This window comes from Desulfuribacillus alkaliarsenatis (assembly GCF_001730225.1).
GTDB lineage: Bacteria > Bacillota > Bacilli > Desulfuribacillales > Desulfuribacillaceae > Desulfuribacillus > Desulfuribacillus alkaliarsenatis.
Map to the genome: position 1 here is coordinate 111,292 of NZ_MIJE01000001.1, position 26,660 is coordinate 137,951.

General features: G+C 37.2%; 23 protein-coding genes and 1 riboswitch. Of the genes, 15 read left to right on the forward strand and 8 right to left on the reverse strand.

Annotation, left to right across the window (positions count from 1 at the left end):
* The first annotated feature begins 66 nt into the window (after positions 1-66).
* Entirely contained in the window at positions 67-252 is a 186-nt protein-coding gene (gene thmT, locus BHF68_RS00570; protein WP_069641708.1) for a 2-hydroxymuconate tautomerase, read from the forward strand.
* A gap of 5 nt (positions 253-257) precedes the next feature.
* On the opposite strand, the gene BHF68_RS00575 is transcribed toward thmT, so the two are convergent.
* Positions 258-1,493: a DUF445 family protein gene (locus BHF68_RS00575; protein WP_069641709.1), complete on the reverse strand. Its 1,236-nt coding sequence runs from the start codon at positions 1,491-1,493 to the stop codon at positions 258-260.
* 223 nt (positions 1,494-1,716) lie between these two features.
* Between BHF68_RS00575 and BHF68_RS00580 the strand changes: the two genes are divergently transcribed.
* Positions 1,717-2,646, forward strand: a complete 930-nt coding sequence (locus BHF68_RS00580; protein ID WP_069642246.1) for an NAD(P)H-dependent flavin oxidoreductase — start codon at positions 1,717-1,719, stop codon at positions 2,644-2,646.
* 87 nt (positions 2,647-2,733) lie between these two features.
* On the opposite strand, the gene BHF68_RS00585 is transcribed toward BHF68_RS00580, so the two are convergent.
* Entirely contained in the window at positions 2,734-2,979 is a 246-nt protein-coding gene (locus BHF68_RS00585; RefSeq protein ID WP_069641710.1) for a DUF3243 domain-containing protein, read from the reverse strand.
* Positions 2,980-3,158: 179 nt separating this feature from the next.
* Here BHF68_RS00585 and BHF68_RS00590 point away from each other — a divergent pair, with 179 nt between their 5' ends.
* The 9 genes from BHF68_RS00590 to BHF68_RS14995 all read left to right on the forward strand — a co-directional run bounded on the left by BHF68_RS00590 (position 3,159) and on the right by BHF68_RS14995 (position 10,920).
* Entirely contained in the window at positions 3,159-3,605 is a 447-nt protein-coding gene (locus BHF68_RS00590; protein ID WP_069641711.1) for a Fur family transcriptional regulator, read from the forward strand.
* 203 nt (positions 3,606-3,808) lie between these two features.
* A complete protein-coding gene (locus tag BHF68_RS00595) occupies positions 3,809-4,252 on the forward strand; it encodes an RrF2 family transcriptional regulator (protein WP_069641712.1) in 444 nt (147 codons plus the stop codon).
* Entirely contained in the window at positions 4,249-5,427 is a 1,179-nt protein-coding gene (gene nifS / locus BHF68_RS00600) for a cysteine desulfurase NifS (RefSeq protein ID WP_069641713.1), read from the forward strand. Before BHF68_RS00595 ends, nifS begins: the two co-directional genes overlap by 4 nt.
* 47 nt (positions 5,428-5,474) lie before the next feature.
* The gene (gene nifU / locus BHF68_RS00605) at positions 5,475-5,921 is read left to right on the forward strand and encodes a Fe-S cluster assembly scaffold protein NifU (protein WP_069641714.1); all 447 of its coding nucleotides are present in this window, start codon (positions 5,475-5,477) and stop codon (positions 5,919-5,921) included.
* Positions 5,911-6,879, forward strand: a complete 969-nt coding sequence (locus BHF68_RS00610) for a peptidase U32 family protein (protein ID WP_069641715.1) — start codon at positions 5,911-5,913, stop codon at positions 6,877-6,879. Before nifU ends, BHF68_RS00610 begins: the two co-directional genes overlap by 11 nt.
* Before the next feature lie 62 nt (positions 6,880-6,941).
* Entirely contained in the window at positions 6,942-7,256 is a 315-nt protein-coding gene (locus tag BHF68_RS00615; RefSeq protein WP_069641716.1) for a rhodanese-like domain-containing protein, read from the forward strand.
* Positions 7,257-7,328: 72 nt separating this feature from the next.
* Positions 7,329-7,613: a hypothetical protein gene (locus tag BHF68_RS00620; protein WP_069641717.1), complete on the forward strand. Its 285-nt coding sequence runs from the start codon at positions 7,329-7,331 to the stop codon at positions 7,611-7,613.
* A 185-nt stretch (positions 7,614-7,798) separates the two neighbouring features.
* On the forward strand, positions 7,799-9,079 hold the full coding sequence (gene ilvA, locus BHF68_RS00625; RefSeq protein WP_084019100.1) for a threonine ammonia-lyase: 1,281 nt from the start codon (positions 7,799-7,801) through the stop codon (positions 9,077-9,079).
* Positions 9,080-9,285: 206 nt separating this feature from the next.
* Positions 9,286-10,920, forward strand: coding sequence for a putative glycoside hydrolase (locus BHF68_RS14995; protein ID WP_176719854.1), 1,635 nt, complete (start codon positions 9,286-9,288; stop codon positions 10,918-10,920).
* 58 nt (positions 10,921-10,978) lie between these two features.
* Here the strand turns inward: BHF68_RS14995 and BHF68_RS00635 are convergent, their stop codons facing one another.
* Together BHF68_RS00635 and BHF68_RS00640 are read right to left on the reverse strand one after the other, a co-directional pair.
* The gene (locus BHF68_RS00635; RefSeq protein ID WP_069641718.1) at positions 10,979-13,081 is read right to left on the reverse strand and encodes an ABC transporter ATP-binding protein; all 2,103 of its coding nucleotides are present in this window, start codon (positions 13,079-13,081) and stop codon (positions 10,979-10,981) included.
* Positions 13,071-14,849 carry an ABC transporter ATP-binding protein gene (locus BHF68_RS00640; protein WP_069641719.1) on the reverse strand — a complete coding sequence of 593 codons (1,779 nt, stop codon included), beginning with the start codon at positions 14,847-14,849 and terminating at the stop codon, positions 13,071-13,073. The genes BHF68_RS00635 and BHF68_RS00640 overlap by 11 nt, the downstream gene beginning before the upstream one ends.
* Positions 14,850-15,009: 160 nt before the next feature.
* Between BHF68_RS00640 and BHF68_RS00645 the strand changes: the two genes are divergently transcribed.
* From BHF68_RS00645 to BHF68_RS00660, 4 genes are all read left to right on the forward strand, one after another.
* Positions 15,010-16,239: a LysM peptidoglycan-binding domain-containing protein gene (locus BHF68_RS00645; protein ID WP_176719855.1), complete on the forward strand. Its 1,230-nt coding sequence runs from the start codon at positions 15,010-15,012 to the stop codon at positions 16,237-16,239.
* A 136-nt stretch (positions 16,240-16,375) separates the two neighbouring features.
* Positions 16,376-17,260 carry a mechanosensitive ion channel family protein gene (locus BHF68_RS00650; protein WP_245669612.1) on the forward strand — a complete coding sequence of 295 codons (885 nt, stop codon included), beginning with the start codon at positions 16,376-16,378 and terminating at the stop codon, positions 17,258-17,260.
* A gap of 175 nt (positions 17,261-17,435) precedes the next feature.
* Positions 17,436-19,811 carry a bifunctional diguanylate cyclase/phosphodiesterase gene (locus BHF68_RS00655; RefSeq protein ID WP_069641721.1) on the forward strand — a complete coding sequence of 792 codons (2,376 nt, stop codon included), beginning with the start codon at positions 17,436-17,438 and terminating at the stop codon, positions 19,809-19,811.
* Between the two features lie 22 nt (positions 19,812-19,833).
* Complete coding sequence (locus BHF68_RS00660; protein WP_069641722.1) at positions 19,834-21,750, forward strand: FapA family protein; 1,917 nt, start codon at positions 19,834-19,836, stop codon at positions 21,748-21,750.
* Positions 21,751-21,833: 83 nt separating this feature from the next.
* Here the strand turns inward: BHF68_RS00660 and BHF68_RS00665 are convergent, their stop codons facing one another.
* From BHF68_RS00665 to cimA, 4 genes are all read right to left on the reverse strand, one after another.
* The gene (locus BHF68_RS00665) at positions 21,834-22,673 is read right to left on the reverse strand and encodes a MetQ/NlpA family ABC transporter substrate-binding protein (RefSeq protein ID WP_069641723.1); all 840 of its coding nucleotides are present in this window, start codon (positions 22,671-22,673) and stop codon (positions 21,834-21,836) included.
* A gap of 33 nt (positions 22,674-22,706) precedes the next feature.
* Positions 22,707-23,387, reverse strand: a complete 681-nt coding sequence (locus tag BHF68_RS00670) for a methionine ABC transporter permease (RefSeq protein WP_069641724.1) — start codon at positions 23,385-23,387, stop codon at positions 22,707-22,709.
* Positions 23,377-24,408 (reverse strand): methionine ABC transporter ATP-binding protein, encoded by a 1,032-nt coding sequence (locus BHF68_RS00675; protein WP_069642249.1) that lies wholly within the window; start codon positions 24,406-24,408, stop codon positions 23,377-23,379. Before BHF68_RS00675 ends, BHF68_RS00670 begins: the two co-directional genes overlap by 11 nt.
* A gap of 117 nt (positions 24,409-24,525) precedes the next feature.
* Positions 24,526-24,637, reverse strand: a riboswitch (SAM riboswitch).
* A 148-nt stretch (positions 24,638-24,785) separates the two neighbouring features.
* Positions 24,786-26,405, reverse strand: a complete 1,620-nt coding sequence (cimA, locus tag BHF68_RS00680; protein WP_069641725.1) for a citramalate synthase — start codon at positions 26,403-26,405, stop codon at positions 24,786-24,788.
* Between the last annotated feature and the right edge of the window lie 255 nt (positions 26,406-26,660).

Here is a 26,660-nt window from a genome sequence, read left to right on the forward strand (position 1 = left end):
TATAATATCATTGACTACATAAAATTTTAAAAAAAATAACGTACTTCAAGAAGAGGAGGGAATTAAATGCCTTTTGTTACTGTTGAACTACTAGAAGGTCGCACTATGGAGCAAAAAAGAGCTTTAGCTGAGAAAGTCACAGAAGCTGTTGAACAAACAACTGGTGCACCTAAGGAAAGAATTCACGTATTCGTTAAAGACATTAAGAAGGACGAATATGCGCCAAGTGGCATATTCGTATGTGACAAGTAATTTTCTTAAAGGGTGTTGTATAGAATTAAAAACTGTATAACGCCCATAATACCTCCTAATAAGACCCCAATATAGGCTATATAGTGCAATTCCTTTTTAGCTACCTGCAGTATCATTTCCTCAAGCTTAGTAGCTGGAAAAGATGACACCTGCTGTTTAACTATCTCATGAATGTTTAATTGACTTAATAACTCCCCAAGATTTTCTTCAACATGCTTTAGCACCTTACTGACCACCCAATCCACAATATTATTGATGTAAGGTTCAGCCAAGCTATGGAAAGTTGAGATTCGTGTTTGCCATACTTTAATTAGTAAGCGTTCAATTTCTTCTTTTATTGTGTCCTTGAGTTGTTCGCTATGTAGACTACGCTGGAGGCCTTTATGTGTTATTTGATTTAAAGCCTGTAAAACCTCGGCAAAATCCTCTGGATGCTTATTGTTAAGGTCTGTAAGACTATAGGAGACAATTTTATGCCAATGGCTAGATAGCTGTTGCTCTATGTGATTATGTATAGCTTCACTTTCTATGAGCTTTTGCAATTTCTTGATAATCTGATTTTGCAGTTGAGAATCGTTAATTAGTGTGAATAACAGCTTACGTAGAAGTGGATTTTTCACCTCTAGGGTCTGATCAATCATTTGAATAATAGCAATTTTCGTTTCTGTTTCTTCTAAATTGTTAGCAATGTTTTTTAGAATTACTGGGATTACTTTATCGATATTGTTTTCAACTGATGATAGAAGTGCTTCTGGTAATAGCTTGTTTAAAGGAATGTCACCGAAATGGTCGATGAATTTTTGCGTTTGACCCTGAACAAATGCTGGATTATTCGCTTTTATTAATTGTCTAAACAATGCACTAGTAACATATTCTGAAATTGTTTGTTGCTTTAGTCCAAGGCTAGATAGATATTTGCCAATTGGTTCCTGGTTATGCTTAAGTTTGTCAAATTGATTAATTAAGCTACCGTGAATAGTTGTTTGAATCCCAGTATTCTTTAATCCTTGAGAAATTGCTTGGGGAGTTAAGATATAATTAGATACTACGGATGCAATTTTTTCTGCTAGCTGGCCTTGCTTGTTAGGTATGACGCCTGGTGTAAAGGGTAATCTATAATTAAAAACATATAGAGCAGTATAAGGCCGAAATAACATCTTAATGGCTAAGAGGTTTGTTCCTCCACCAATTATGCCTCCGATAACAATAGCAATCATCAAATATAATAACGGTTGTTCCATCGTTGACTCCTTAATTTTTTTGATGTTTAATAGCAAATAATATAAACTATATGCTAATTATAAATATAATTGATGTACAAGCTAAATACAAATCTTTAGAAAAAACCTTTATTCGGTCAAGTTTTTATGGCATAATCATTATTGTGTTATATAGTTATAGAGAACAGTTAGACTATAGGAGGAGTTAGAAGTGTTTACAATACCGCAACTAAAAATCGCTCATATGATGCCTAGACTACCAATCATTCAAGGCGGAATGGCTGTCCGTGTTTCAACCGCAACATTAGCAGCGGCAGTGGCTAATAATGGTGGTATAGGTATCATAGCAGGAACTGGTTTAAGTATAGAGCAGCTCAAAGCTGAAATCAGAAAGGCACGTGAGCTTACACTTGGTAAGGGTTACATAGGTGTGAACATTTTATTTGCTGCTAGAAAATTCGCAGAATTAGCGAAAGCGGCTATGGAAGAGAAAATAGATTTCGTAATTTCTGGTGCAGGCTTTTCCCGCGATATGTTTGCGTGGAGTAAAGAATACAATGTTCCAATTATCTCGATTGTTTCAACGGCAAAGTTTGCTAAATTAGCAGAGCGTTTAGGTGCTGCAGCAATCGTTGTTGAAGGTAAAGAGGCTGGTGGACATTTAGGCACTGATAGATCAGTGAAAGATATTTTACCTGAGGTTGTTAAAGAGGTTAAAATTCCAGTAATTGCAGCTGGTGGTATAGTTGACGGTTATGATATTGCAGAGATGTTCAAGCTAGGTGCAAGTGGTGTGCAAATGGGTACACGTTTTGTAGCAAGTGAAGAATGTGAGGCTGCTGATTCCTTTAAACAGTTATTTATACAATCGGTACCTGAGGAAGAAACAGTGCTTATAGATAGTCCTGTTGGTCTGCCAGGTCGTGCACTTAGAAATGAATTTACTGATCGAATAGCAGGTACAGACATAGGGGTCGAAAAGTGTAAAGCTTGCTTAAAGGTATGCAGTCAACGTTTCTGTATTCTTGATGCATTAGAAAGAGCAGTAGATGGTGATGCTTCAGGTGGGTTAGTTTTCTCAGGTGAGTATGCCCATCGAATAAATGAAATTCTACCAGTAAAAGTTATTATGGAGCAGCTTGCGGCTGAAATGAAGCAGGCAATGCAAAGCTAGATGCTTGCGTCATAGCTGATGATATTAGATATAGCTATAAGTATTACTAAAGGTAAAAGGCTGTCCAGATGGACAGCCTTTCTTGCGTTACCTGTCTAACATTTTCACTAATGCGTTGGCAATTGCTTGTTGTTCGTCTTCCGAACTATTAAGCCAAAGCTCTTTTAACAATTGGTTTTCTCTAATGTCAGGCTCAACATTTTCAGCAAGAAAATCTCCAATTCGGCTAGCTGCTTGCTGAATATCCTGTTGGGAGACACCCATCGACTCTGCTTGCTGAATGCGCTTTGATAAATAGCTCTTCCACTCATCAAAGTTATCTACTACAGACATATTTAGTACCTCCTTTGATTAATTTGCTATGGTAGTGCAGTTATAGTGTTCGTCGATATCGATTTCTTTATACAAGCAGTTTAATATATAAAATGTTAATTATAGCTTTTGTAAATATTGTATGGTATTATTAGATTAAATTGCTTATAAACTTAGAATAAAGGTTAGGGGGGGGGAGCATGGCTACACAGACTCAACAGATTATTCGTGAGCTGCATAGTTGTAATGTTAGAGTGACACCACAGCGTTTGAAAATTTTATCTTTTTTGAAGTCAACGGATACTCATCCGACTGCGGAAGAGATATATCAGAATGTCAGTGAAAATTGTTATGGCTTAAGCTTGGCTACAGTGTATAATACTTTAAACCTGTTAAAAGAACATAACCTAGTGATTGAACTTAAATATGGAGATTTAGCTAGCCGTTTTGATGGAAATATACAGGAACACTACCATGTATACTGCAAAAGCTGCGGCAAAGTTGCTGATTTCTGGGGATCTCCAATAACCGACTTATTAGCTGAAGCTGAAGAAAAGACAGACTATAACATAGACTCAGTTCGTTTGGACCTATATGGTACATGCACTGCATGTAAAGAACAACAGCAAGAACAAGAATTAAATTAATTTTTTTTGAAAATGGACTGCTCAATTGAGTAGTTTTTTCTTTCTAGGTATAATATTTTCATATACATAATCTATGTTGACAATACTAAAATATAGGCATATACTTAATGGTGAGTAAATTAGTCGAGTTTACATGCATACAATCCAGACTAAATTAGTCGAGATTAGTAGGTTGTTATAGAGAAGAGGAAGGTGCTGAAGCAATGAAGCTAACCACGAGAGGTCATTACGGTCTTATGGCATTAGCCCACCTAGCATTAAAAGCTGATCAAGGTCCAATTCCACTACGTGTTATTGCTGCTAGTGAGAATATTCCTGAGCAATACTTAGAGCAGCTATTTGTTGATTTGCGTAAAGCAAATTTAATTAAAAGCATTCGTGGTGCTAAGGGAGGATATACCTTGGCGAGGAATCCAAGTGATATTATAGTTGGCGAAGCTATTCGAGTTTTAGAGGGGCCAATTGCCCCTGTAGATTGCTTGCGCGATCATGAGCCAGATTGCTGCGATAAGACATCCCATTGCGCCACAAAAATGGTCTGGGAAAAGCTAAAACATTCAATGGTGAATGTTTTAGATGATTTAACTTTAGAGGATATTGTTAATCAAGAATTAGTTGTTGAAGGTGACAAAGGAGGGGCAGTATGAAAAAAGTATACTTAGATCATGGAGCTACAACTCCAATGAGAGCTGAAGTTATAGATGAAATGGTGAAAATATATAGGGAAGAAGCGGGAAATCCGTCAAGTGTCCATCAGTTTGGCAGAAGTGCCCGCAAGGTATTAGAAGAAGCTAGAATGAAGGTGGCAGAAATTATAGGCGCTGAGCCCAAGGAAATCATCTTCACTGGTAGTGGTACAGAATCTGATAACATTGCAATATTAGGAACAGCTAGACTGAAAGCTAAACAGGGGAAAGGAAAGCACATAATTACATCTTCTGTTGAACATCACGCAGTTTCTGATACATGTAAGATGCTGATGAAGGAAGGCTTTGATGTCACGTTCCTACCAGTTGATGCAGATGGGCTTGTCTCAGTGGAAAGTGTAAAACAAGCATTGAGAGAAGATACGATATTAGTTACAATTATGCATGCTAACAATGAAGTCGGAACAGTGCAGCCAATTGCAGAAATAGGCAGTTTATTGAAGGGTCATCCAGCCGTCTTCCATACGGATGCTGTACAAACTGTCGGCAAGCTACCTGTTAACGTTAACGAGCTAGGCGTTGATTTATTATCTATATCCGCTCACAAAATATACGGTCCCAAGGGAGTGGGAGTCTTATATATTAAAAAAGGTCAACGTGTAGAATCATTGATGTATGGTGGTGGTCAGGAACGCAAGATTCGTCCAAGTACAGAAAATCTTGCAGGAATTATTGGTATGGCTAAGGCTATGGAGCTAGCAAAAAATGAATTAGAAGCGGAGAGTACACGATTACAGGTGCTGCGTGACCGTCTAATTAAAGAACTGTTAGAAACAATACCAGAAACTAAACTTAACGGTCATCCAACTAAAAGATTGCCCCATAATGCTAACATCAGCTTTGAATATATAGAGGGCGAATCACTAATTCTAAGTTTAGATATGAAAGGAATTGCCGTTTCCAGTGGATCTGCCTGTACATCGGGGTCTCTAGATCCATCACATGTACTTATGGCGATGGGACTTACCCATCAAACGGCACACGGAAGTCTACGTATGACATTAGGGAAAAGCACGACAGATGAAGATATAGACTATGTAGTAGCGGAACTTAAAACTGTAGTTCAACGCTTACGTGAAATGTCTCCAGTTTGGGATCAAAGAGCTAAAGTTTAATTATAGAACTAATAATATATAAGGCAATATAAAAGGGAGTGTAATTTATGTATACAGAGAAGGTAATGGATCATTTTACGAATCCGAGGAATGTTGGAGAGCTACCAGATGCTGACGCAGTTGGTGAAGTTGGCAATATGAAGTGCGGAGACATAATGAAGCTTTATCTAAAAATATCTGATGACGGAGTCATTGAAGACGTAAAATTCAAAACATTTGGCTGTGGTGCAGCGATTGCAACATCGAGTATGTCTACAGAATTAATCAAAGGCAAGACTGTTGAAGAGTGCTTAAAGCTTACGAACAAGGCGATTGCAGAAGCATTAGATGGATTACCACCTGTGAAAATGCATTGCTCTGTATTAGCTGAAGAAGCTCTTAAAGCAGCACTACTGGATTATAAAAATAAAACAGGAAAAGATATAGATATATCCGAAGAAGATCTTAAGGGCGATGATCATGACCACCATGAAGACTGTGACCATGAGGACTAAACCACAACTTCACGTATATACACCGACCTATAAACATGCTGAGGCGGCCATTAATGCTGGTGTTAAACACATCAGCGTCAATGGCCCTGCTTTAGGTCTGCGTAGTGAACAAGCAAATTTGACATGGGAGCAAATTGAAGAGCTAAGACAAAACTATCCTGATAGCCATATTTATTTACGTCTAAATACAGTTATGCATAATAACGATTTGGCTTTAGTAGCTGAAATGCTCACAAAAGCTAAATCAATCGGTATAGCAGGAATTGTATATACAGACACTGCTATCTTACAGCTAACAAAAAAACTTGGTATTTCTTTTAAGATGCTGTTAGAAACTGAAACTACTGTAACTAATATAGAAATGATTCGTTTTTGGAATCAGCAAGGGGTAAGTAATTTTTTATTGTCCCGTGAGCTGAGTATAGAGCAGATTATGGAAATGATTAATCGCAAGCAAGCCTTAGACATTGCTGAGGACATACAAATTTCTATACAGATACATGGTCCAGTGGGGATATTTCATACATTAAGGTCAGTCCTTAGTAACTATGATAGATATGTAGCGGAGATAGGCGAGGGGCTAGCTTTAGATGAAAAAGAACCACATAATAAATCATCTATGAACAGCGATTTCACTTTAGTGGAAGAGATGCGACCAGAGGAATCGTATAGAGTCATTGAAGATACCAGGGGTACATACATATTCTCGGCATACGACATATCCTTGTATGAATATTTGCCAGATTTATTAACTGCTGATATCGAATTCCTTAAAATTGATATATTTAACTCTCAGACAGTAGAAAGTATGGTTGGGATTATTAAATTCTATGTAAAAGCTATTAATGAGTATGATGACGGCAATTTTAGCGTTAGAGCCGATTGGCAGGAGTATCTACAATCTATAAATCAATATCCAATTCAAAATCAATTCATAAAAACAGGGGCGCCACAGTAACACTTCGATATAGTTATCGATACACTATCTGTATCAATAATTATATAAAGAGGTGTTTTTTTATGGATTGGAACATTTCTGCTGAGGAATTTTTAACAATATACGAAAAATACGGCACTGACATAATAGTATTAGACGTGAGGGAAGAACATGAGTTCAAATGTTATCGATTACCAAGCTCTATATTACTCCCCATGGATGAATTGTATTGTCGAGTAAAAGAACTAAACCAAGCATGGCCGATTTACATAATATGTGAACATGGGATTAGAAGCATTCATGCTACTATGATTCTTTATGACCTAGGCTTTAATCAAGTATATAATGTCATGGGAGGTTTTGAAAAAATAATGAACTACAAGGGATTAATCACTTGATAATCACACAATTTCATAGTATCCTCATAAGTATATAGTATATTTACAAACATTTAGGGGGCGGAGGGCATAATGGAAACAGTAGAAGTATTAACTGATATTAAATCTGCATTTGAGCAAGGTAAAGAAATAGTAGCTCATATTCAATTCGGTACAGCCCAAGGATTTTTTATCGTTAATAAGATTGAAGAGAAGAATCAAGCTTGTGATTGGGTTTTTTATGGGAAGGATTTTCGAGTAAGTACTGGAAGATACTTGTTTAATCGCAGGGATGAAGATGAAGGAAAGGTGAAGTACATCTTTTCGCCAAGGCTAGAAAGTCACCCGAAAAAGCTGATATGCTTTGAAATAAAATAGAAGTAATAAATAATTAAAATATAATCTATTGGTAATAGGTTTTTAATAAAAATAAGATATAGGCAGCTGCATTATAAGATGGCAGCTGCTTATTAATTTTGTTCATGCAGTTAATTCGTAAAATTATTACTTGTAGGTTAAGCTATATGTAAGTAATTAATATCGAAACGACGGAGGGTAATAATATGCGAGATTTGCAAGAAAATCAAGCTAAGGAAATTAAAAATAAAGATATTAAAGGTTTAAATAATATTTACGAACAGATATTATTAGCGAAAACTAGATTAGCAGGCATTATACATAGGACACCTTTAGTGTATGCTAACATTTTCAGCGAGCTATCTGGATGTCAGGTATATATGAAGTTCGAGCAATTGCAAAAGACAGGATCATTTAAAATCAGGGGAGCATATAACAAAATAATGACTTTGACAGATGAAGAAAAGCATAAGGGGGTTATAGCATCTTCGGCAGGTAACCATGCCCAGGGTGTAGCCCTTGCAGCTACAAAAGCGTCAATATCCTCAACAATAGTGATGCCAGAAGGTGCTCCGTTAGCCAAGGTTAAAGCTACTAAGGGCTATGGTGCTGATATTGTATTGCATGGTAAGGTTTTTGATGAAGCGTATCAAAAAGCACGGGAAATTCAAGCAGAAACGGGAGCAACTTTTATTCATGCCTTTGATGATTTACAGATTGTAGCAGGACAAGGAACTATAGGAATTGAATTAATTGAAGATTTACCCGATGTTGATGCTGTGCTAGTTCCCGTTGGTGGTGGTGGGTTAATTAGTGGAATCGGAGTGGCAATTAAGCAAGCCAATCCGAAAATAAAAGTAATTGGTGTTGAAGCCGAGGGTGCAGCTAGTATGTACGTCTCCTTGAAGGCAAAAAAACCTGTGGCAATAAAAGAGGTCACAACTATTGCCGATGGAATTGCCTTAAAGGAACCTGGAAAATTGAATTATGAAATTGCTGAACACTGTATGGATGATTTGGTTACAGTATCTGACGAGGAAATTGCTAGAACAATGCTCACGCTGCTAGAGCGTAACAAGCAAATGGTTGAACCTTCGGGTGCGACAGCACTGGCGGCGCTAATAGCTGAAAATAATCAAGCACTGCGCACACAATTAAAAGGAAAGAAAGTGGCTGTAATACTAAGTGGTGGCAACGTTGATGTCAATCTCGTATCGATGATTATTGAGCAAGGTCTAATGAAGGCTGGCAGATATCTAAGGTTTATGGTATCTGTACCAGACCGACCAGGTAATCTACAAAAAATTATTGAAGTACTTGTAAACCAAAAAGTGAATATTATATCCTTAGAACATTTCCGCGTAGGAAGTCGAATTACTTTAGGGAGAACAGAAATAGAATTTGTCGTGGAGACAATTGATTTTGATCATATAAAAACAATCAAAAAAACATTAGAAGAAAAAGGCTATACACCGGTTATTGTATAGCCCTTGTCTTCTTCGCATAGCTTTATTTTTTTGTTAAACTTTAAATCTGCGAACTTGAACAATTTTATTAATTTTTTCAATAAAAGTTCTTAAGAATAAGTTTCCTCTTTAAAATTAACAGGAAAATATTTATAATGTATAAGTATAGTAGAAATAATCCTAACAACAGCTTAGGGATAACAGACAAAATAAGAGGAGCGAACCGGATGCACAAACGCAGTAAAATTTTCACTATCGTACTTTTTATCAGTATTTTTTCAGTGATTTTGATTGGTTGTAGTGGTCAATCAGCTGAGGTAGTAGCGCCAGAACAAAATCAGCAAGATAGTCAAGAATTGGATGAAGCTAATGAACAAGGAAATGAACTTGATGGTAACGTCGATTCTGAAGGTAATGGCGATGTAAATGGTGCAGAAGGGCAGTCTCAAGAAGTAGCGGATCAAACTCCACAATTTGTGAGTCCATACCACTTTGAATATCCTGATGCAGTCCGCGGCATATTCGTAACCAGCCATTCTGCAGGTGGTTCACGTATGCAATCGTTGATTGAGCTAGTAAATACTACGGATTTGAACGCGATGGTAATCGATATTAAGGATGATCACGGGTACATAACGTTCCCTCTAGAAGATGATCACCCGTTAAAAAAATATAGCAAGCGTAACATTGCAGATATCCATGGATTAATGAAAACATTAGAAGAGAACGAGATTTACCCAATTGCTAGAATAGTAGTTTTCAAGGACTCTGTCATTTCTGTAGATAAACCAGAATGGTCCTTCTTAGAGAATGGACAAGTATGGAAAAATCGCCGTAATGAAGCATTTGTTAACCCATTTCTGAAGGAAGTATGGGAGTACAATGTAGAAATTGCGAAAATGGCCGCTGAACTGGGATTCCAAGAGATTCAGTTTGATTATGTACGTTTTCCAGAGGGCTTTGAAACTCGAGATGATATTTTAGAGTATTCTAAAGGTCATTATGAAGGAACGAATCCAACAAGACTATATGATTTAAAAGAGGCTTACGAACGTGATATAGTAACCTATCAACAAAAGCTAGTTGAATACAGAGAGCTACAGCATACGAAAGAAGCTGAAGTTAATAGGGCTATAACAGAAAAGCTGTTAGCTGAGAGAGAACTACAATCAGAACAAGCAGCAGCAACTACAAATGAAGCTGCAATCGAAGCAGCAAAAGCTAAAGTCACGCAGACTACAAGCAGGCTTAAAGAGCTAGAAGCAGAGCTTGCTGAAGCTAAGAAACAATTACAGAACCTAGAGAATAATGAGCCGAAGCAACCTGAGCTTAACGCGAAGCAAAAGGATGTACAGTTACGTGTAGATTCTGTCACGGACTTTGTTGCTTATGCATATGAGCAGCTACAGCCATATGGTGTTGATGTTTCTGTAGATATTTTTGGTTATACGGCAACTCTACCAGAAGCGCCTGGAATCGGTCAGAACTTTACTAGAATTAGTGAGCATGTTGATGTAATCTGCTCAATGATATATCCAAGTCACTGGGGCTTTAATTATTTTGGCATCCCTAGACCTGACTTAGAGCCATATCGTTTAGTAAAAGAATATATTATTCGTGAAAATGAAGTACTAGCTGCAATGGACAATCCGCCTATATCTAGACCATGGATTCAGGACTTCACTGCAAGCTATTTAGGGGCAGGAAACTTTAAGGTTTATGGTGCTAAAGAGGTAGAAGATCAAATTCGTGCCCTGAATGAGAATGGTGTTTGGGAGTATCTACTATGGAACGCGGGTAACCGTTATAGTCCAGGAACTAATTATCTACCAATAGGTAACCCACCACCAGCACAAAGATAAAGATAACTTAAAAAAGCCAGAGCAATAGGCTAACCCCTATTGCTCTGGCTTTTTACCATTACCCCCAAATTTTATCAGTATGTGACGTGGCATACTGCATCTTATATAGAGTGTAGTAATAACACTGCTTCCGGAGTAATTCCTCGTGAGTTCCTTGTTCCACGAGTCGGCCTTTATGAATTACTAAAATCCTATCAGCATTCTGAATCGTAGACAAGCGGTGGGCTACGATTAATGTTGTTCGTCCATTAGATAGCTTTGGTAAAGCATCCTGAATCAACTGTTCTGTATACGTATCAATATTAGCCGTCGCTTCGTCTAACAACAAGATTTTTGGCTCATGTGCTAATGTTCTTGCGAACGCTAGCAGCTGACGCTGTCCTGTTGACAGGGTAGAGCCGCGCTCAGTTACTGGCTCATCATATTTATTTGGGAGCTTTTGAATGAACTCATCAGCATTTACGTATTTTGCTACATTAACAACCTGTTGTTCACTAATAGCAGGATTTTTGAGACTAATATTTGACTTTATATCGCCAGTGAATAGGAATACGTCCTGCTGTACAATACCAATCATTCCTCGGAGTTCATCCTTAGCCATTTCTCGAATATCTATTCCATCTACGCGGATGACACCACTATCTATATCGTAAAACCTTGCTAATAGATGCAGAATTGTAGTCTTTCCAGACCCAGTTGCACCAACAATCGCCACGGTTTCTCCAGGTTTAATGGAAAAGCTTACATTCTTAAGAATTGGCTGGTTGTCGTTATAGGCAAAGGAGACATTTTCAAATTCTATCTGCCCTTTAATAGGCGTTGATAGTTTTACAGGTACAGCCACTTCCTTAATTTGCTCAGGTTCGTCTAAGAGCTGGAATAAGCGTTCAGACGAAGCCATTGCCGATTGCATAATGTTGTATTTCTCAGCTAAATCGCGAATAGGTCGGAAAAACTGTTCAGTATATTGAATGAATGCATAAAGTACTCCGAACTGTATTGCCCCTTGAATTACTGATCCACCACCATACCAGACGAGTAAAGCTAGAGTCAGTTTGTAAACTAAATCCATAGATGGCCTGAACAGTGCAAAAATAATTAATTCACGGAAGTTTGCCTTAAAATGGGCAAGATTGATATTGAAAAACTCTTCGAACTTTCGCTTACCTAAACCGAAGGCTTGAATAATCTTTACTCCTGATAGGCTCTCTTGAATATGGGAGTTGATTTTGGCCAATTGAACACGTAGTTCACGAAAAGCTGCCCGTGCACGTTTACGGTAAAACACTGTAATAATTACCATCAATGGGATTGTGGCAAAGCTGACTAAGGCCAATCGGTAATCTAAATATAATAAAATCCCCATTATTCCAACAATCATTAATAAATCCTTAAAAAGATTAATGATAACGGAAGTGTACATTTCATTGAGGTTTTCTATATCGTTAGTTATCCTAGTTACAATTCTGCCAACAGGATTACTATCAAAATAGGACAGACTCATTTTCTGTAAATGGGCGAATGCCTGCTCGCGAATATCATATACTACCCGCTGGCCGATATATTGGAGCAAATAAAATTTAGCATAGCCAACAACAAAACCAATCAGGATAATAGCTAGAAAAATAGCAGATATAATGATTAGCGAGCGGATATCATAGTCGCGAATCTGCTGTACTTGAGTATCCGTTAGTAATATGCCGATATTTCCATCAATTAGATATTCACCAGTTGGTAAAAGCTCGACTGATATGGGGTTTGTCGGGTGCTCAATTACACCGTGAATTAAATAGTACTGATTATTGTCCCTGACAATTTGCCTGATACTATCATGTTCTGCAAATTCTTGCTTTCGGGTTAGTAATTCACCGTCAAAGACGAAGAAACCACGCTCTATTTCAACTTGTAGCTCTATTTCAGCTTGCGGGGTATCCACATAGTCGAGTACAACCATAGGAATATACATGCCGTTGATATGGTCATCAATCGCAACTTTTATAATATAAGGTCGTGCTAATTGGGAAGCTGTAACAATTAATACAAGTATAAAGGTAATGAAAAAGATAAATCGATACGGCCGCACGTACTTCATAAGTCGGCTCATTAATTTGCCATCATAAGGTTTTCCAAGTCCAGACTCTTCTGAAACGCTATATTTCATCTTTGTTCACATCCTTTTGGAACAACCCGTCTAGCTGCTGCTCAAGCTGTTGCTGCATATACGTCTGATAATATTTGCCATTTATGCTGAGTAGTTGTTCATGGGTGCCTTGCTCGATAATCTGACCATCCTCTAGATAGACAATTAAATCCGCATGCTGAACTGTGGAAATACGATGGGCTATTATGATTGTTGTTCGTTCTTGCATAAACTCTTTTAAACGACTAAGGATTCTCTCCTCAGTCTGCGTATCTACAGCGGACAAGCTGTCATCCATGATAAACACCTCAGGGTTTCGCACTATTGCACGGGCCATAGAAATTCGTTGCTTTTGGCCGCCAGAAAGTGTCACCCCACGCTCACCTACAATTGTGTCATAGCCATCAGGAAGCTCTAGAATATTTTCGTGAATATCAGCGATATAAGCTGCTCGTTCCAATTCATTATCGGAAGCCTGGTAGTTGCCAAAGGCAATATTCTCTCTTATGGAAGTTGAAAACAAAAACGAATCCTGCGGTACATAACCAATATCAGTATTTAATAAGGCTAAAGGAATGTTTAGGATATCTGTGCTACCAATGAACAACGTACTTTTAGGCGGATTATATTGACGGATTAATACATTTACAATACTCGATTTTCCACTACCCGTTTTACCTAAAAAGGCAACAGTAGAGCCAGTTGGAATAGTTAAGGAAATATTTTTAAGTACAGGTTCACTGTCTTCCTTATAAGCAAATGATAAATTACGGAACTCAATATCTTTACCCTTAAGTGAAGTTTGTTGTGCATTTAAATCCTGTACTTCAGGCACTTCATTTAATAAAGCATTGATTCTTGCTAACGAAGCAGAGCCGCGCTGCAGCATATTATAGACCCAGCCAAAGGCCATCATAGGCCAGGTAAGTAATGCAAGATATCCATAGAAGGCTACAAAGTCCCCTAAGGAAATTTGGTTATTTAACACCATGATACTGCCGTAGGACAGCACTAATAGGAAGCTCAGGGCTGCAATCAGCTCCACTAACGGATCAAATAGGCCCCATATCCTCGTTAAGTGCATATTGCGTTCGAACTTGTTTTTGTTTGCTACCTGGAAGCGCTCCATTTCCCGTTTTTCCTGTGCAAAGGTTTTAACAACCCTGATGCCAGCGACGTTCTCCTGGGTCACATCCGTTAGAGTGGCGAAGGCTTCCTGTACCCTTTTAAAGCGATTATGGATTACCTTACCAAATCGGGTGACAACAAGGGCTAAAAAGGGCATAGGTAATAAGGCTATCAGTGTGAGCTTCCAGCCTACGGTAATAACCATCATAACAACAGTAGCAGAGCCCAAGATGATAGCGTCTATCGACATAACTATTGCTGGTCCCATAGCCATACGAATTGATTTAATATCGTTGGTAGCATGAGCCATTAGGTCGCCAGTTTTTCTATAATTGTAAAAGGATGGTGACAGTTTCATGAAATGCTCAACTAGCATATTTCTTAGCTCAAACTCTAGATAACGAGCAGCCCCGTTTATGAAAAAGCGCCAAAAAAAACGGAAAATAAAGATACCGATGCCTATAGCGATAATCATAAACGCATACTCATGGAGTGCATCACGTGTGATAATCCCTGCTTGCAAATCGTCAGCAAACCAACCTAATATCTTTGGCAGCAATAGCTGTAGCCCATCGACAATCAAAACAGCAAATATACCTAGTAAGTATCTATGATAATGTTTTTTGAAAAACCATGTCATGGTTTTAAATTCTTTTAGCATGTAATATCCCTCTGTATTCAACGATTCTTCTATTTTAGCACAAAAAGTGGAATCCAGTAATAGACAGCATAGACAATAATTTAGCAATGAATCTCGGTGGATTTAAATCTAAAATAGTTATAGATATATTATGTCAACTAAACACTGGGGAGAGACTAGCATGAATGAGAAACTAAAATACTATTTTAAAAGATTTGTTGCAACAGGTGTCGCTGTAGCCGTGATGACGACTATGAGCCCGTTTGTAGAAGCTGCTACATATGAGGTGAATTCTGGAGATTCTTTGTTTTTAATTAGTCAAAGAAATGGAATAACAGTTGAGCAGCTTAAGCTAAGTAATCAATTAACTAGAGATAATATTTTTATAGGGGAAACATTGATTATTCCTGAGCAGTATACAGTTACATCTGGCGACACAATATTTCTTCTAGCACAACGTTTCGGAACAACAATGGATACAATTATTAAGTTAAACAATTTAAAGACAGATGTATTACAGATTGGACAGGTTCTCTTATTGCCAATTAAAGGACAGGTTTCTAATGAAGTTGTAAAGGATACAGTGCAAGAGATAAAATGGGAGACTACTAATTTCTCAGCAAGCTATGATGTAGTTAGGGGAGATTCCCTGTGGTTAATTGCACAAAGGCACAATACGACAGTAGCTAAATTAATGGAAGAGAACAATCTCAAAAGCCATCATATATGGGTAGGTCAATCATTAAGAGTTCCAGCGAAAATCACAACTCAGAATCTAGTAAATAGCCCTAGTAATAGCACAAACCAGCAACAACTTCCAAGAATTACGTATCATGATTATTATGTAAAGTCTGGTGATACTAGCTGGAATATTGCTATAGATCATGGAATGCCGTTTTTAGAGTTCTTAACTTTAAATAATTTAAATCAAAATAGCTGGCTAAGAGTCGGACAGAAGGTACAGGTTGCACAATATAACATACCAATCAATAATCCAGACAGACTAGATCGTGGTGCATACATGGATTGGTGGACTGAGGCACAATACGTGTTTCCTATTGGTGCAGTCGCTAAGGTGACAGATATTCATACTGGCTTAAGCTGGTATACAAAGCGAACTATTGGTGCAAACCATGCAGATGTAGAGCCGTTAACAGCTAGAGATACGCAGATAATGCTACAGGTTTGGGGTGGGCAATGGAGCTGGCAGACGAGACCAATCCTTATTGAAATTGATGGTCATCGCTTAGCTGCATCAGCAAGTGCGATGCCACACGATATTCAATTTATTACCGATAATAATTTCAATGGACACTATGATATTTACTTTGGTAATAGTACACGACATGTAGACGGTAGAGCTGACCTGAACCATGAACGTAACGTTCGTTTTGCTGCAGGAATACAATAGATGCATTAAAGCATGATTAATATGATTAATTGACAAAGAAAATACTGATAGGTACAATTGGTGCTAACAATACTAAAAGCTTAGCCCTTGGCACAAGAGTTTTAGAAAGGTGCTGAGTGGGAAGGGAGAGATAGTTTTGGATTTGTTAGATGAACTGTGGATTAGTACCTATCAGTATTTCTCTAATGCGGAAATGTGGATTAATATATTCACAATAGCTATAAAAATTATTGTCATTATAGTTGGTGCAAGGATTATAGTTCGTGTAGCACGGAGGACAATAGAAGAGCTATTGAAAAAACGTGAGCGTGCACTAGAGAAGCTGCCAAATCGCGATATTCTTTCAGTTGATGATCGTAGAGCTAATACCATTTGTAATCTACTATCTAACATAGTAGGCTATGTAGTGTACTTTATCATGGGTTTAATGATTCTATCGCAGTTTTTCGTTGTAACGCCAATCCTTGCAGGTGCAGGTGTTATTGGACTAGCCGTTGGCTTTGGCGCTCAAAGCTTAGTGAAGGATGTAATAACGGGTTTCTTTATTTTATTTGAGGATCAATTTGCTGTGGGAGATTTTGTTAAGATTGGTAATTATCAAGGAACTATAATGGATTTCGGTCTGCGTGTAACCAAGATTAAGAATTGGACAGGGGAAATATACATCATACCAAATGGCTCTATAGGTGAAGTGACAAATCTATCAAAAGCCGACTCGGTCGCTGCAGTAGACATCAGTATTGCCTATGAAGAAAACATTGGGCATGTTAAGGCTGTACTAGAGCCTTTATTAGTAATGATTGCTGAAGAGACTGAAGAAATTACAGGTGAGGCTAAGGTGCTTGGAGTTCAGGATTTAGGCGATTCAGATGTGGTACTACGTATTACTGCTACATGTAAGCCAGTAACCCATTGGGGTGTCGCCCGCATGCTAAGGGAACGAATTAAGGCAGAGTTTGATAGTAAAGGTATTGAGATTCCATATCCTCGACTTGTGACGTATCGTAGAGCCGAAGGATAATGTATATATTAAACACGTTATTTAGGAATGTTAATTATTTTAAATATTTGCAGGAAAAATGCTATATATGTCGAAGTATGTCCTAGGTAGTATTACCTAGGATTATTTTATTATACAGAAATTGATTGTGTGCCTAGTAGCAAAACCCAAGTATGCTAAGGCGGTGGTAATTGGTATGAGATATCTACACTTGAAGTCTATACGATTACAAATGTTGTTATTTATCGTTTTATTAATTCTCTTCCAGTTTATATTTATTGGATTTGTGACCGATAAAAAACTAAATGAACTACCAGAGTATGTTAATAGTCGATACGAAGAAATAGTATCGGCAAAAGCTGCAGAGGTTAGTCGAGAGCTTAATGGTTTAATAGAGCAGGTAAATATGGTATCAAACTTATCTTTCGTGAAGGAGATGGACCTTAAAGTAATAGAAGAAAATCTATCAGAAATAACAAATAATTATAAAACAATAACAGTGGCTACAATAGAGGAACTAGCTCAGAATTCTGATGGTTTATTGATAGAGATTCAAGAACAAAAGAGTTTTGAAGATATTATGTTGACTTTAGCAGAACATAACTACTATATTACACAACCTTTTTATAGTAGATATGTTGACAACCAGGCTCCGTTAATAGCAATTTTTCAGGCTGTTAATAGTGGCAACGATGTTGATAACACAGAAGGCATAGTAGGAATAGCTATTGTTGTAATTGAAGTGAATTTTTTGAATGACGTAGTAACAAGCATACAAGTTAACCAGTCGGAACAAGGGTGGATTATAAATAAGTTTGGTACAGTAATCGTCCATAAAGATGCCAATACACCAATGAACAAATCGGCTTCTGACATAATCGATATTGATAAAGATAAAGAAGATTTATTAAAGCTAATCTTAAATAATACAGCAGGAACATTTCAACACTATGATGAACAAGGAAATTCGTTATTAACAATTTATAAAAGTATTGATAATTCACCTGATTGGACATTTATGATAACTTATTTAGAGAAGGATATTTATTCGGAATTGCTAGGGGTTAGAAGATCAATTCTTTACGCTTTATTAGGTAGCCTAATTCTAGTTGTGACTATGACTATTCTGTACTCGAATAAATTATTAAAGCCGATATTGAACCTAAAAGATACATTTAACAAAGCAACAGCTGGAGACTTTGAAGTAAGGGCTGAGGAAAATATTGCTAATGAACTTGGTGATGCTGGAAAAAGCTTCAATATTATGCTAAAACAAATTAAAGATTTAACCTTTAAAGATTCTATCACTGGGTTAGATAATTACTATAGCTGTATGCTTAAACTCGCAGGCAAGATAAGTAAGTTAAAAAGAACACATATTACATTATGCATTCTTTTAATATCTTTAGACGATTTTAAGAGGATTAATAGTGTAGCAGGGTATGAAGCTGGCAACTATGTACTTAAGGAGCTGGCCATTAGATTCTCAAGCAATATCAAAGAAAATGAGATAGTCGCAAGATACTTTGGTGATGAATTCATCGTATTAATAGGTGCAAGAGATAATGATGCGCTCCTGGCGAGGATAAATCAGTTTGCGGATCAGTCTACAAATACAATTTCCGCAAATAACAATGACTTTTTAATAAAAATGAGTATAGGTGCAAGTATTATACATGATGAAACTGATGTAGATAAGGCTATTAAGGAAGCTATGATTAGCAAATTAAAAGTAAAAGAACTTGGTGGGAACTCCATTATGTTCTACAACGATAAATTAAAAGCAGAAGTAAGGGAGCGTCAAGAAATAGAGCGGGCACTTATTTATGGGATAGAAAGGCAGGAGTTTTATTTAAAATACCAACCAGTTATAGAAAGTAAATCTCAAAAGATAGTTGCTACTGAAGCCTTATTACGTTGGAAAAGTGAAAAATACAAAAATATTTCCCTAGAAAAAATTATCAATGCAGCGGAACGGACTGGCTTGATTTTAGACATAGGGAATTGGGCATTAATGGAGGCATGTAAACAGAATAAACTGTGGCAGCAAATGGGCTATTCACCTATGGTTATAGGTGTTAATGTATCTGCTCTACAACTAGAAGAATTGAATTTTGTTAATAAAGTAAAGGATATACTAGAGGTTACGGGCTTAGATTCTAAGCTCTTAGAATTAGAAATAACTGAAACTAATATTATGTATAATATTGAACAAAACTTAGCAACTATAAGGAAACTAAAGGGGTTGGGTGTCCGTATAGCTATAGATGATTTTGGTACTGGATATTCTTCATTATCCTATCTGTCTAGATTTCCGATAGACACTTTAAAGATAGACCGTGCTTTTACTACTGAAATAGGTAAGGATAAACGTTCACAAATGATAGTAGATACAATAATATCTTTAGCCCATACGATGAACTTATATACAAATGCTGAAGGAGTTGAGACTAAGGGACAGTTAGAGTATCTAAGAGAAAAAGGCTGTGATTTTATACAAGGCTATCTAATTAGTAAGCCTGTAGGCGCTAATGAAATTATTGAATTATTAGATAAAGATAGAGATAAATAAATAGCATCGTGGAGAGTGGACAATGAGACCATTAGATGAAGATAAATACTTAGAAGAGCTAATAAAAACCTTAAATATAGATGATTCTGATGTTTGTAATCGTGAGTTATTTGAGAATTCGGAAATGACTTTTGAGACTGAGCCTGAAAATATTAGCAGTATTACTAAAACTGTAGATAAGGATGAGGGTACTGTACAAATTAAAGATGGTAAAATAACCGTTACTAATCCAGTCGGTAATGGGAAATACCCCAAAATAATTCCAACACCAGACATTATTACTACTGTGAACCAAGCTAGAATCAGGGCTCCTAGAACCGTTAAGGAATCTGATGATATTACCTGGGAAATAAATAATCAAATTAAGGGGTTTGAAATAACTGTATGTGAAGAAAAGCTGCATGTTTATTTTCAGGTGACACCTGATATATATAGGAAAAAGATTATAGTCGATAGTGGGCCATCTAACGTAATCAAGCTTGAATCTACAGTGATAGACTACGACTTTAGCCCGCAAGATATTTACGAGCTAATAGTAGAGGAAATATATAAATTGCAGATAAAGGTTGATGTAAATACAACGTTAATATTAAATGAATTATGGCAACCATCTTATGAAAAGGTGCTGATTGCAAAGGGAGTTCCAGTTACTCAGTCAAAAGATAGTTATATTGAAACGTTTTTCTCAACAAAAATTGAAGAAGTGATTGAAGAAGTTTCGGGGAAGGTTGACTTTAAAAATCGCGTAAAAATACCTTCTGTTAAACAGGGAGATATAGTAGCCAGATTACATCCACCTGAGGAAGGTGTGGAAGGATATAATGTTTTTGGGAGAATAATAAGGCCTAAGCACCCAAAGAAGCTAAGTGTAAAGCTGAATAAAAATGTCGAAATGAAAGCAGATGGTACAATTATCGCCCTAAAGTCTGGCAGGCTTTCAATTTCTGGGAATTTAGTAAAGCATATCGATATTTTTGATGTTCATATAGTACATGGTGATGTAGATATTAAGAAAGGAAATATTTATTTCACTGGAGATGTAATTGTTTATGGGGACGTTAAAGAAGATATGCGGATTGAATCTATGGGGAATATATGGGTGTTCGGAAATGTTTTTTATTCTACTTTAGTATCAGCTCAGAGTATTACGATTAGCGGGAACGTTATCAATAGCTATGTATATGGGGGGCATTTTATCACTTTTTATAGCCAAGCCTATAGAGTTCTTCAGGACTTAAGTCATTATTTTGAAAAACTATACGAGGTTGCTAACCAGTTAATGACGGAATTAAAAATACGAAATCAGGAAATATCGTATACTAAGGTTGTTGCGACCTTGTTAGATGGTAAGTTTAACACAATTATAAAAAGAATCGACGAATATAATGATATTTACACTGAGGCGAAGAGACATACAAATATACAAATGGATTTCATGGTTTTATATAAGCTACTATTGCCCTATAGCAGTTATCAAACAACATTAAAATTAGCGAGTATTGAAAGTATAAAAACATTAATTTTTGCCCTGAACGAGGGCATTGAAAAAATAAACAACTCTATTAAAGAAGATAGCACTATTTCCACAGGATACAGTTCTTTCTCTACATTAAAAACAAATGGTGACGTAGTATATGTTGGGAATGGGAGCTACCACTCTTTAGTTTTTGCAGGCAAAGACTGTAAATTTTACAGTCAAAACTCAGTTATCCGGGGCGGAACTACGGAAGCGATAAAAGATATCATCGCCTCTAAGGTTGGAAATGAGTTAGGGGCTCCTCCATGCTTAACTGCTGGTCGGACTATATTAGCGAAAGAACTAATAAGTGCAAAAATAAAGATAAAAAATAAATCGGTATTTTATGAGGGTCAACGACTGCGTAACGTAAAATTCTACTATGACCACAATGATGATGTAGTAAAATATATTAAAAACTAAATAGGCGATAAAATAGATAAGCGTGTGTAAGGATTGATATACCTTACACACGCTTATCTTATGCATTGTTTATATTGGAAATCTTAGTAGCGGACTTGCGCTGGTACTACAGCACCCTCATATTTTTCCTCGATGAATTGTTTAACCTCAGCACTTAGAAGAACTTCAGCTAAAACAGCGATTGCTTCGTTATCCTTAGATTCAGCACGGATAGCTAAAACATTTACATACGGAGACTCCGTACCTTCAATTATTAATGCATCATTAGCAGGTACGAAATCAGCCTGTAAAGCAAAGTTTGTATTTATTACTGCAAAATCGTATTCATCAATTGTTGGAGCTAATAGGGAAGCGTCAACTTCAACAAATTGAAGATTCTTTGGATTATCAACGATATCCTGCAGTGTACCTTTTAAGCCCACACCATCCTTAAGTGTAACCAGATTATTAGCTTCCAATAATGCTAGCACACGACCTACTTCACTTACTGCATTTGGCAAACCAACCTTTGCTCCATCAGCTAATTGATCGATGCTGTTAATCGATTTAGAGTAGCCACCCATTGGCTCAATGTGAACGCCGATAAATGGGATTATGTCGTTGCCTGTTTCTAATACGTAGTTTTCTAACCATGGCTTATGCTGAAAATAATTAGCGTCTAAATCTCCACCAGCTAAGGTTTCATTAGGCATAGTGTAATCATTGAAAACTCTAATATTAAGATTGATTCCTTTCTCAGCTAAAATCGGCTTAATATATTCCAAGACTTCAGCGTGTGGAACGTCAGTAGCACCTACTGTTAATGAAACATTGTCTGTTGCTGCAGGGCTACTGCCACCGCAAGCAGTTAATACAATAGTTAATACTGCTAATAGAGCAACTGTGAATAAAGTTTTTGATAGTTTGTTTTTGTTTTGAAACATGATAACCCCTCCATTTTTTATGTTTTATATATATTAACGATGGTTGACCTTTTTAGATAACCAGTCGCCAAATGATTGAATGACTTGCACCATTAAAACTAGTAATACAATGCAGACATACATGACTAATGGCTGATTGCGCTGAAAGCCATAGCGGTATGCCATATCACCTAAACCACCACCTCCTACAACACCTGCCATTGCCGTATAGCCTACCAAAGCAACAGCGGTTACAGTAATACCTGCAACTAATCCTGGTAAAGACTCAGGGATTAACACCTTGAAAATTATTTGTCGCAGATTAGAACCCATTGCTTGAGCAGACTCGATTATCCCTCTATCAATTTCGTTGATAGAAGTTTCTACTAATCTAGCGAAGAATGGAGCGGCACCGAAGGATAATGGCACTACCATCGCCTCGTAGGAAATTGCTACACCCATAATCTTTCTTGTCAAAGGAATTAACATAATTAGTAGTAGGATAAAAGGAATTGAGCGTAAGATATTTACGACAGAGCCTACTGACTGATTTATTATGTGATTCTCTAAAATGTGTCCTTTGCTCGTAAGGGCTAGGACTATGCCGATAGGGATTCCAATGACCGCTGCAATTACCGTCGGCCAGAATACCATATAGAGTGTTTCGTAGCTAGCAGTGCCTATTAGACTCCAATTTAACTGCTGGAGATCAGCTAGTAGATTTCTAAAGTCCATTTGTTAACACCTCAATTCGGATGTTATTTTCTTTTAAATATTTTAGAGCGTTCGATATGTTTTCAGGTGCACCCTCAACCGTCATGACGAGAGTTCCATAAGGGGTATCCTGAATACGATTTATTTGTCCGTGTAAAATATTAATATCTATATCATGAGTTTTAATCATATCGCTAATTACAGGATTACTAGTTGTTTCACCTAAGAACGAGAGCTGTAGTAGCTTATGTGTTGCTGAGTCTTTACTAGCAAAATTAGCTAGTATTTCCTCGGGTACTTCAACATGGGTTACCTGCTTAAGAAATTCATGTGCAATCTTAGTCTTAGGCTGGCTGAACAACTGTAGCACTGTACCAAGCTCAGCTATTTGACCTTGATCAATAACTGCTACACGGTCGCAAATGTTTTTAATGACTTCCATCTCATGAGTGATTAACACCATGGTCAGACCAAGCCTGCGGTTAATGTCCTTTAGCAGTTCAAGAATAGATAATGTTGTCTTAGGGTCTAAAGCAGAGGTTGCTTCATCGCATAATAAAACCTTAGGATTATTAGCAATTGCTCGGGCTATACCGACCCGTTGCTTCTGACCACCGCTTAACTGAGCTGGATATGAATCTGCTTGGTTCGTTAGTCCAACTAGGTGAATTAGTTCATCAACACGTTTGTTGATATCAGCCTTCTTCATGCCTGCTATTTCTAGTGGATAGGCAATGTTACCACGGACTGTGCGTGCGCTTAAGAGGTTAAAGTGCTGAAAAATCATACCTATTTCTTTGCGTTTCTCACGTAGCTGTGTGGTAGATAACCTGGTAATATCCTGATTATCTATGATTATGTTACCAGAGGTTGGAGTCTCAAGCATGTTAAAGCAACGAATTAGCGTGCTTTTACCAGCGCCACTATAGCCAATTATGCCGAAAATCTCACCTTGAGTAATTTCTAAGTCAATATTTTCTAAGGCAACGATCGATTTGCCGTTAGTCTGATATACTTTTTGTAAATTATCTACTTTAATCATAGTGTTTGTGCTCATGGTGAACCTCCTTTTTAAAGATAACTAAAATGAAAAATATAAGGCTTCACAAAATGAAAAGCGCCCTTCATAAGAAAGGGCGCATAACTAGTAAGTCGACCTCTCTCATCTATCAAAGCATACGCTTTGCAGGAATTGGCACCATAGTGAACAAAAATCGTTCACCGGTTGCCGGGTTTCATCGGGCCAGCCCCTCCACCTCTCTGGATAAGAGTATATATCCAAGTATTTAATTGTTTTAAGTTATATTTCGTAATTAGAAGTTGCAAATCATAGTATTCAGATGTGATTTGTTGTTAATTGTTTGTTTTAGCTTGATGAAATATTAACATGGGATGCTATATTTAGTCAACAGGAAAATTTTAATGATTTAAAATTCCTTTTCTCTCTAATTGAGTATTATCGATAATAGCTTCATCTTCCTTGCCTAATAAAGCGTATCTGTAGCTATCTGTTAATGCCTGCCAGCTAGCGTCGATAATATTTTCAGAGACACCAACGGTACTCCAGTTTGTTTCACCATCACTTGATTCTATAAGCACACGAATTTTAGCGGCAGTTCCGTCCTTCTCGTCGATAACACGCACCTTATAGTCCGTTAAGTATACATCCTTAAGGGTAGGGTAGATATCCTCAAGGGTTTTTCTTAGTGCATTATCAAGGGCGTTTACTGGGCCATTTCCATCATCAGCCGTTATCGAAGTGGTACCACTACCATTAATTTTTAATTTGACAATTGCATCAGATGTAACCTTTTGGTCACCACGTTTTTCAATAATTAGCTTAAAGGAATCAAGGGCAATTATTTCTTTTACCTCAGAAAAGGCTTTGCGTAGGAGTAGCTCGAAGGATGCTTCAGCAGCTTCAAACTGATATCCCTGGTGCTCTAGCTCCTTAATTTCATTAATGATTGTTTTCGTTTCAGGGTGTTCTTTACTAACATCTAAGCCCAATTCCTTAGCTTTAAAGAGTACATTACTCTGACCTGCAAGCTCGGACATAAGAACACGACGCTGATTACCAACGGTTTCTGGCTCGATATGCTCATAAGTTTTGGCGTTTTTAAGGATTGCACTAACATGCATACCACCCTTATGGGTAAAGGCACTGCGCCCGACAAATGGTTGATTCGAATGATGAACAACATTAGCAATCTCACTAATGTAGCGAGAAGCTTCAGTTAAATACTTTATATTATCTCCGATACAATTATAGTCAGATTTTAATTGCAGGTTTGGGATAATAGAGCACAGATTTGCATTTCCGCAGCGCTCCCCAAATCCGTTCATAGTTCCTTGTACCTGTGTAGCTCCAGCTCTCACAGCTGCGATAGAGTTAGCAACAGCAAGCTCACCGTCATTATGGGCATGGATGCCAATTGGTGTCGTTAACGCTTGCTTAACCTTAGCAACAATATCTTCAATTTCATGGGGTAAAGAGCCACCATTAGTATCACATAAAGCAAGGCAGTCAGCGCCACCACGTTCGGCGGCTTTTAATGCTTCAATTGCATATTCTGGGTTTGCCTTATACCCATCAAAGAAGTGCTCAGCATCAAAAATAACCTCAAGGGAGTTAGATTTTAAATAAGCTACAGAATCTTCAATCATCTTTAAATTTTCTTCTAAGGTTGTTCGTAATGCTTCGATCACTTGGAAGTCCCAGGTTTTTCCGAAAATCGCAATAGCTTTAGCACCTGACTCTATTAAAAAGTTTAAATTAGAATCATCTGCTGGACTACAAAAGGCTCTGCGCGTACTACCAAATGCCGTAAGCTTAGCGTTTTTAAATGAGGCCTTAGAAGCTTGTTTGAAAAACTCTAAATCCTTTGGGTTAGAACCAGGCCAGCCACCTTCTATATAAGCAACACCTAAGCTATCTAGTTTTTTTGCTACTTTGAGCTTATCTTCACTTGAAAAGCTGATACCTTCACCTTGGGTTCCGTCACGCAAGGTTGTATCATAAATATATACATTCTTCATTGATACGTTCACCTCTGATTCCTCTATAAATGACAACCATCCATTAATTTATATATTCAAATAATATATCATAAATAGTGCATAAAAACCACTGTGAAAACGCTAGTGTAGACAACATAGGTAAAATTAATATTATAATTATATAAAAAATTTCTAGGACGATAGTACCTGTAATGCTATAATATTACAAGGAAACAAATATCGACAAAAATTGACAAACGACAACTGTTAATAGCTATACTCTAACAGTACTTA